Below are 1,756 nucleotides of genomic sequence, written 5' to 3'. Positions count from 1 at the left end.
GGCGGATGCGCCGGCCGCTGGGGCGCGGGGTGCTGCTGGCGGGCGCGGCCGGAGTGGCGTACGGGATCGCGTCGGTGGTGACGAAATCGGTCACGGGACGTGGAGCCCGGGTGCGCCGCTGGCGACCGTCACGGTGGTCAACCCGGTGGTGGCGGCCGCCGTGGGGGTCGCCCTGCTCGGCGAGCGCTTCCAGCACGGCGCCCCGGGCACGCTCCTGGCGCTGCTGTGCGGGGCGGTGGCGGCGGCGGGGCTGGTCCTCCTCACGACGTCGCAGGCGGAGCCGCCGGCCCCGGTTCGGGCGGCGCGTGCCGGGGCCGGGGCCGGGAGTGGAGGCCGGGGTGGTTCAGATGCGGACGCCGCCGGCGCGGAGGTAGGTGAGGGGGTCGATGTCGGAGCCGTAGCCGGGTCCGGTGCGGATCTCGAAGTGGAGGTGCGGGCCGGTGCTGTTGCCGGTCGAGCCTGAACGCGCGATGCGCTGGCCGCTGTTGACGGTCTGTCCTTCGCGGACGGTGAGCGCGGACAGGTGGGCGTACTGGCTGTAGCGGCCGTCGTCGTGCCGGATGACGATCTGGTACCCGTACGCGCCGGCCCAGCCGGCCGATACGACCTTCCCGGAGGCGACGGCCTTGACGGACGTGCCGGTCGGCACGGGGAAGTCGACGCCGGTGTGGTAACCGGCGGCCCAGCTTGATCCGGGGCGGCCGTAGGACGTGCCGGGCGGGGCGTCGACGGGTGAACTGAGGCCGCTGGTGCGGGACTTGGCGACCACGGGCCGCGTCCGGGGCTTATCCGCGGGCCGGGCGGCCGGTTTCGCGGCGGGTTTGGCGGTGGGCTTCGCCTTGGGCCGGGCGGGCGGCTGGGCGGCGGGCTTCTCCTTGGGCGTCGCCGACGTCTTCTGGCGGAGGGTCAGCTTCTGTCCCGGCATGATGAGGTCGGGGTCGTCGCCGATGACGGCGCGGTTCTGCGCGTACAGCTCCTGCCAGCCGCCCGGGACGCGCTGGTCGGCGGCGATGCCGGACAGGGAGTCGCCGCGGGCCACGGTGTAGCTCTCACGGCGCTGACCGGGCACGGTCGTGGGCGACGCGGCCTTCCGCCCCGGCGCGATGTCGGGCGAGTCGCCGCCGCGGGTCAGCCCGGCCCTGCCCGAGCAGGTGGGCCAGGCCTGCGGGCCCTGCCCCTTGAGCACCTTCTCGGCGATCGCGATCTGCTGGTCCTTGGTGGCGAGGTCGGCGCGGGGCGCGTAGCGGGTACCGCCGTACGCCTCCCAGGTGGACTGGCTGAACTGGAGGCCGCCGTAGTAGCCGTTGCCGGTGTTGGTCTTCCACCGGCTGGTGGACTCGCAGGCAGCGACCTTCTCCCAGACGTCCACGGACGCCGCCTGCGCGGTTCCGGCGCCTATGAGCGGCAGCGCTATTCCGGCGCCGCCGACCGTGACGGTGAGCGATGCCCGGTTGAGCCGGCTCGGCTGGTACCGGCGGTGTCGTCCCCGTGAGGCCATGGGTGGTTCCCCCCTATGCACACGTCAGCAGCCGCCCAAGCTAGAGGCGCCGAACGAGCCATGACAAGGGGGCGCAGCGGGCGCAGGGGGCGCGGGCCGCCTCTCAAGTGGCCTTCGGACACGGGGACATGCCACAGCACGACGCCCCCGCCCCGGCGGCGGCACGGGGTCGCACACCGCCACGCGCAGGGCACGGGATCCCCGCACGGAGGCGCGCGGGCCCTGGCGGGGCGGGCGTGGCGTGCCGCCGGCCGACCG

Annotated in this window: 1 protein-coding gene; it reads right to left on the bottom strand. The window is 75.2% G+C overall.

Features of this window, described 5'->3' with window-relative positions:
* Nucleotides 1–343: 343 nt before the first annotated feature.
* Complete coding sequence (locus tag HTZ82_RS05490; protein ID WP_175408134.1) at nt 344–1,498, bottom strand: peptidoglycan DD-metalloendopeptidase family protein; 1,155 nt, start codon at nt 1,496–1,498, stop codon at nt 344–346.
* Between the last annotated feature and the right edge of the window lie 258 nt (nt 1,499–1,756).

It is taken from the genome of Streptomyces sp. TRM64462 (genome assembly GCF_013362995.1).
In the GTDB taxonomy this organism is placed as follows: Bacteria; Actinomycetota; Actinomycetes; order Streptomycetales; family Streptomycetaceae; genus Streptomyces.
Note: the sequence above shows the minus strand (reverse complement) of the source record. Positions and strands in the feature narration are given on the sequence as shown.